At 74.3% G+C, this 5,645-nt stretch carries 9 protein-coding genes; 4 read left to right on the top strand and 5 right to left on the bottom strand.

Annotation, left to right across the window (positions count from 1 at the left end):
- A partial coding sequence (locus tag AC0CYZ_RS25240; protein WP_472220456.1) for a globin domain-containing protein occupies positions 1-439 on the top strand: 439 nt, incomplete at its 5' end.
- A 3-nt stretch (positions 440-442) separates the two neighbouring features.
- Here the strand turns inward: AC0CYZ_RS25240 and AC0CYZ_RS25235 are convergent.
- Positions 443-1,372, bottom strand: a complete 930-nt coding sequence (locus AC0CYZ_RS25235) for a helix-turn-helix transcriptional regulator (protein ID WP_472220454.1) — start codon at positions 1,370-1,372, stop codon at positions 443-445.
- Positions 1,373-1,489: 117 nt separating this feature from the next.
- Between AC0CYZ_RS25235 and AC0CYZ_RS25230 the strand changes: the two genes are divergently transcribed.
- Positions 1,490-2,155 (top strand): class I SAM-dependent methyltransferase, encoded by a 666-nt coding sequence (locus AC0CYZ_RS25230; protein WP_472220452.1) that lies wholly within the window; start codon positions 1,490-1,492, stop codon positions 2,153-2,155.
- A 1-nt stretch (position 2,156) separates the two neighbouring features.
- Here AC0CYZ_RS25230 and AC0CYZ_RS25225 read toward each other — a convergent pair whose 3' ends face one another.
- The 3 genes from AC0CYZ_RS25225 to AC0CYZ_RS25215 are packed head-to-tail and all read right to left on the bottom strand — an operon-like array spanning position 2,157 to position 3,351.
- Complete coding sequence (locus AC0CYZ_RS25225; protein WP_472220450.1) at positions 2,157-2,462, bottom strand: hypothetical protein; 306 nt, start codon at positions 2,460-2,462, stop codon at positions 2,157-2,159.
- A 13-nt stretch (positions 2,463-2,475) separates the two neighbouring features.
- Entirely contained in the window at positions 2,476-2,838 is a 363-nt protein-coding gene (locus tag AC0CYZ_RS25220) for a cupin domain-containing protein (RefSeq protein WP_472220448.1), read from the bottom strand.
- 21 nt (positions 2,839-2,859) lie between these two features.
- Entirely contained in the window at positions 2,860-3,351 is a 492-nt protein-coding gene (locus AC0CYZ_RS25215) for a DUF1059 domain-containing protein (RefSeq protein ID WP_472220446.1), read from the bottom strand.
- 84 nt (positions 3,352-3,435) lie between these two features.
- Here AC0CYZ_RS25215 and AC0CYZ_RS25210 point away from each other — a divergent pair, with 84 nt between their 5' ends.
- Positions 3,436-3,891 (top strand): MarR family winged helix-turn-helix transcriptional regulator, encoded by a 456-nt coding sequence (locus AC0CYZ_RS25210; RefSeq protein WP_472220444.1) that lies wholly within the window; start codon positions 3,436-3,438, stop codon positions 3,889-3,891.
- 110 nt (positions 3,892-4,001) lie between these two features.
- On the top strand, positions 4,002-4,778 hold the full coding sequence (locus AC0CYZ_RS25205) for an endonuclease/exonuclease/phosphatase family protein (protein ID WP_472220442.1): 777 nt from the start codon (positions 4,002-4,004) through the stop codon (positions 4,776-4,778).
- A 6-nt stretch (positions 4,779-4,784) separates the two neighbouring features.
- Here AC0CYZ_RS25205 and AC0CYZ_RS25200 read toward each other — a convergent pair.
- The coding region (locus AC0CYZ_RS25200) for a HoxN/HupN/NixA family nickel/cobalt transporter (protein WP_472220440.1) at positions 4,785-5,645 on the bottom strand (861 nt) is incomplete at its 5' end.

Raw genomic sequence — 5,645 nt, 5'->3', positions numbered from 1 at the left:
CGGCGGGGAGGCGGGTCTGCACCGCCTCGAGCAGATCTTCTACGACAGCGTCCTGGCCGACCCGGTGCTGCAACCCCTCTTCGGCGCCGGGCGCGCGAGCCACGTCGAGCACCTGACGGAGTTCACCGCGGAGTCGTTCGGCGGGCCGGACCGTTTCAGCCGGGAGCTCGGCTTCGCCCACCTCATCGCCGTGCACCGGGGCCTGCAGATCACCGAAGAGCAGCGGCAACGGTTCGTGGCGCTCTACCTCGCCGCCCTCGACGCCGCGGGGATGCCCGACGACAAGCCCTTCCGCGAGGCGGTCCGTGAGCACGTCGAGTTCGGGTCGCACGTGGCGATGCAGAACTCCCACGCACGGACCGACGCCGAGCTGCACCCGCTGCGCGAGGTCCCGCGCTGGACCTGGGCGGGCGACGACGAGGCGGACGTCCGCGGGTGAGGCTCACCCGGCCCGGCGCCACTCCTGCGGTGTCATCCCGTGCGCGGTGCGGAACCGGCGGATGAAGTAGCCCGGGTCGCGGTAGCCGACGCGGGTCGCGACGGCGCCGACGGTGAGGTCGGTCGCGGCCAGGAGCCGCCGGGCCTCCTGCAGGCGCCGCTCGGTGACCCACCGGCCGACCGTGCGCCCGGTCCGCCGGCGCACGACGGTGGTCACGTGGCCCGGTGTCCGCCCGACCGCGGCCGCCACGTCCCGGGCGGTGATGGGCTCGGCGAAACGGGCCTCGAGCGCGTCGAACACCGCGGCCACGAGGGTGTCGTCGTGGTCGCGCAGGTCGGCCGGCACGTCGGTGGCGAGCCGCCCGAGGCGCACGAGCAGCAGCGTCACGTGCGCGCGGGCGGCCTCGGCGTACCCGTCGCGCCGCTCGTGCAGCTCGTCGGCGAGCGCCCCCAGCTCCGCGAGCCACGCGGGCCGGTCCGCCGGCGGGACGTGCAGCCGCTCGCCGCCGGGGCGACCGCCGCGGGTGAACGGGTAGAGCAGGGGGTGCGCGCGCCAGGCGAACGGGGAGGACGGCGCCTCGGGGTCGACGAGGTCGGCGGGGAAGAACAGCGTCCACACCTGCGCGTCGGGGTCCCCCGGCTCCGTGAGGGGGGTGACGACGGTGCCGGGTGCGACGACCACGACGTCGCCGGCGCGCAGCAACCACGTCCGGGCGTCGACGCGCAGCGCGACCTCCCCGTCCTCGACGTGGACCAGCACGAGGAAGTCGTGGGCGTGGGACCCGATGGAGGCGCCGCCCATCGGGCCGGGGCCGGGACCGCGGTGGAGGGTGACCGCCGGGACGCCGGGAGTCCGGGCGTACCCCACGACGGGCACGCTGCCGGCGTCCCGCACGACGAGGTCGTCGGGACCCGAGGAAAGTCCTGTGCTCACCGGGTTCCGTTCCTTGTCCACTGCTCAGCACCGGTCGAGGCTGGGCGCATGACCGGAGAATCATCTCATCACGCGGCGCGGAGCACGTCGCGCCAAGACCGTCCGTTCCTGCCCGCGATGGGCGGGGACGGCCTGCTGGCCGTCTACGACGTGATGACCTGGCTGCTCGGCGCGCGCCCTGCCCACCGGCGCCTCGTCGCGGCCGCCGACCTCGCTCCCGGCCAGACCGTCCTGGAGGTCGGGTGCGGCACCGGGAACCTGCTGCTGACCGCGGCCGCCGCGGCGCCGGGGGCCGACATCGTGGGCCTCGACCCGGACGCGGCCGCCCTGGACCGGGCCCGCGCCAAGGCGGCGCGCAAGCGCCTCCCGGTCCGCGTCGAGCAGGGGTTCGCCGACGAGCTGCCGCACGCGGACGGGAGCGTCGACCGCGTGCTGTCGGCCTTCATGTTCCACCACCTGCCCCAGGACGCGAAGATCGCGATGCTCCGGGAGGTCCGGCGGGTCCTCGCCCCCGGCGGGCAGTTCCTCCTGCTGGACTTCGAGGGCGTGCCGAACCCGGGGCGCCTGGTCGCCCTGCTGCTCCGCCTGGTGGGACCCCGCCACGGCCACGGCCACGGCCACGGCCACGGGGAGGGCGCGGAGCCGCTCGGGCCGGTCCCCAACGACCCGGCGATGGTCCGGGCGCTCCTCGGCGAGGCCGGGTTCACCGACGTCACCGAGGTCGACGCCGCGCGCAACGCCTTCGGCCGGTGGACCGCCGTCCGCGCCGCGGGCGCAGGGTGACTCAGAAGCGGTCCGGGGTGTCGAGCACGGGGTAGAAACGCACCTCGGGCGGTTCGGTCACCCCGGCCCGGGACATCACCTCGGGGATGTCCTGCTGGGCGTCGAAGAACCGCCGGAACGACTCGGCGTCGGGCCACTCGTCGACCACGACCGCGTTGCCGTCCGGGTCCTGGACGAACTGGTGGTGGAGGGCGCCGTGGCGTCGGCCGTCGTCGATGATGGCGGCCATCACCTCGGCGTTGTCGACGGCGACCTTCTGCATGGTCTCGCCGGAGACGGCGAACTTCACCGTGACGATGACGCTCATGGTGGTCTCCTCCTCAGGCGCGGCCGTAGGTCTCGGCGGTCTTCGACTCGAACTCGAGCCCGACGACCGCCTCGTCCCCGACGACCCAGGCGTCGTGCCCCGGGGTGATGCGGTAGGCGCTCCCGGGGACCAGGTCCGCCTCGGTGCCGTCGTCCGCGACCACGTGGAGCTGCCCGGCGACGAGGTACCCGAGGTGGGCGGCCTGGCAGCTGTCGGTCCCGGCGATCGGCTTGATGCACTCGGACCACCGCCAGCCGGGCTGGAGCGTCATCCGGGCGAGGTTGGCGTCACCCAGGGCCACCACCTCGAGCGTGGTCCGGTCGGGGTTCCTGGTCTCGTCGGGCGCGTCCATGCGCCGGACGTCGATGCTCGTCATGAGTCGTCTCCGATCGGGTCGTCAGGGCATCTGCGCGCGGACGACGTCGAGGTTCCGGAAGGTGACCTCGCCGTCGACGAGGGCGGTCATCCGCTCGGCGATCGCGGCCGTCGCGGGGTGCTTCGAGTTCGTCATCGCGTCCTCGTAGCTGGGGAACTCGACGAGCTCGACGTGCATCCCCGGGCGGTCGCGGTCGGCGCCCAGGACGAACCACCGCGCCGTGCGCTCGGCGCCGATCTCGCGCATCCAGTCGTCCACGGCCGCGTCGAACTCGTCGAGCCGGTCGGTGCGGAACTCGATGAGCTGGACGAACGCGCCGGGCCTCGTGTCGAGGGGGGCGTCCCGCAGACCCGCCCGGATGCCGTCGCGGAGCTCGGGCCCGTCGGTGTGCCCGTGCACGGCGACGGCGTGCTGGGACGCGGCCTCGACGACCTCGTCCTCCTCGCCCGTGAGGGTCAGCGTGCAGCCGCTCTCACTCGGCATCTCGCGGCAGTCGACGATCTTGCGGGCCATGGGACAGCCTCTTTCACGGAGTGGTCTGGATCACATCAGGCTAGCAGTGCTTCGGCAACCAAGTCACCAGGTAACCTAGCGAATATGGGTGAGCACTCGGAGTTCACGCGCGCGGTCCGCGAGCTCGTACTGGCCGGGGAGCGGTTCCGCGCCCGGGCGGGACGCCGCCGGGGGATCGGACCCTCGGGGATCACGGTGATGACGACGCTGCTCCTCGACGGCCCGCGTGGTCCTTCCGAGCTCGCCGGGCTGCTCGACATCACCACCGCGTCGGCCACCGAGCTGGTCGACCGGCTGCAGGCCCTCGGCTTCGTGCAGCGGCGTCCGCACCCCCGGGACCGGCGGCGGCTGCTCGTCGAGCTCACCGACACCGGGGCGCAGGAGATCGGGGCCGTGTTCGAGTCCTTCACCGCCCGCGTCGAGCGCTCGGGCGAGGCGATGAGCGCGGGCGACCGGGCCGCCGTCCTCGAGTTCGTCAGGACGGTGCGGCGCAACCTGGGGGAGGAGGACCACCGGGCCGGGGAGGACACGGCGTCGTGATCCCGGGGCCCGCGGCGATGCGGCGCCCCGGGCGGCGCATCGTCGTGATCTCCGTGGGCACCCCCGGGGCATGACGACGCCCACCTCCCTGCCCCCGGAGCGCTGAGCCGGTGCGGCTGGCCACGTTCAACCTGCTGCACGGCCGGTCCCCGCACGACGGCGTCGTCGACCCCGCGCGCCTGCAGGCCTCCGCGACGGAGCTGGACGCCGACGTCCTCGCGCTGCAGGAGGTCGACCGCGGCCAGGGCCGGTCGGGCCACGTCGACCAGACGGCCCTCGTCGCGGAAGCGCTCGGCGCCGAGCACGCCCGCTTCGCGCCCGCGGTGATCGGCACCCCAGGGCGGGAGTGGCGGGTCGCGCGGCCGGCCGACGACGCGACCGACCCCGCCTACGGCGTCGGCCTGGTCAGCCGCCACCCCGTCGCGCGGTGGCGCCGGATCGCCCTGGGCGGCTCTCCGGCGCTGCTGCCGGCGCTCGTCGACGGCCGTCGGCTCGCCGTCGTGCGCGACGAGCCCCGGGTGGCGATCGCCGCGGTGCTGGCGCCCCCGGCGCCGGTCGCGACCGTGGTGGCCGTGCACCTCTCGTTCGCCCCGGGCGTGAACGTGGTGCAGCTGCTCCGCCTCGCCCGCGCGCTGCGCGACGCCCCGCGTCCCGTCGTGCTGCTCGGGGACCTCAACCTCCCGGGCCCGGTCCCGACCGCGGTGCTCGCCGGCTGGCGCTCGCTCGGGCGCGCGGTCACCTTCCCGACGACCGCGCCGTCCCTGCAGCTCGACCACGCCCTGGCCCGCGACGACCCGACGCGGCCGCTACCCGCCGTCGAGCGGACGGTCGCGGTGCCCGTCGCGGTGTCCGACCACCGCGCCCTCGTCGTCGACCTGGCCCGGTGAGCCTCCTCAGGCACGCAGGTCCTGCTGCCACCGTTCCTCGACGCGCCCGAACTTCCAGACGGCGAGGGCGCTCGCCCAGGCGAGGACGAAGAGCCCGACGACGACGAACCCGACGTTCCCGAGGTCGAGGTCGGCCACCCAGGCGAGCGGCCCGCTCCGCACGCCGAGCCGGTCGGCGAGGATCGAGACGAGCTCGATGGCGCCGATGACGAGCGCGACGACCACCGACAGCGCCGTGATCGTGATGTTGTAGAAGACCTTGCGGACGGGACGCATGAACGCCCAGCCGTAGGCGAAGCACATGAACGCGCCGTCGAGGGCGTCGAAGAGGCTCATCCCCGCGGCGAAGAGGACCGGCAGCACGAGGATCGCCCACCAGGGCAGGGTGGCGGCCGCGACGCCGCCGGCCAGGACGAGCAGCGAGATCTCGCTGGCCGTGTCGAAGCCCAGCCCTAACAGGGCGCCCGTCGGGTACATGTGCACCGGCTTGCGGACGGCTTTCGTGACGCGCCCGAGGATGCGGTTCATGAAGCCGCGCTCGTCGAGGTGGCGCTCGAGCTCGGCCTCGTCGTAGTCGCCGTGGCGCATCCGCCGGAAGATCCGCACGATCCCGACCAGCACCACCAGGTTGATGACGCCGATCAGGATCAGGAAGAGCCCGCTGACCGCGGTCCCGACGAGGCCGCCGACGACCTTGAGCGGCGAGTCGTCGTCGCCGATCCCGGTGGTGACGGCGCGGACGCCGAGCCCGAGCAGCAGGACGAGCACGAACACGATCGTCGAGTGGCCGAGCGAGAACCAGAACCCGACCGTGGGGGGCCGCGTCCCGGCCTCGCCGTCGCGGTCCGCGAGCAGCTTGCGCGTGGT

It is taken from the genome of Actinomycetospora sp., assembly GCF_055612215.1.
Note: the sequence above shows the minus strand (reverse complement) of the source record. Positions and strands in the feature narration are given on the sequence as shown.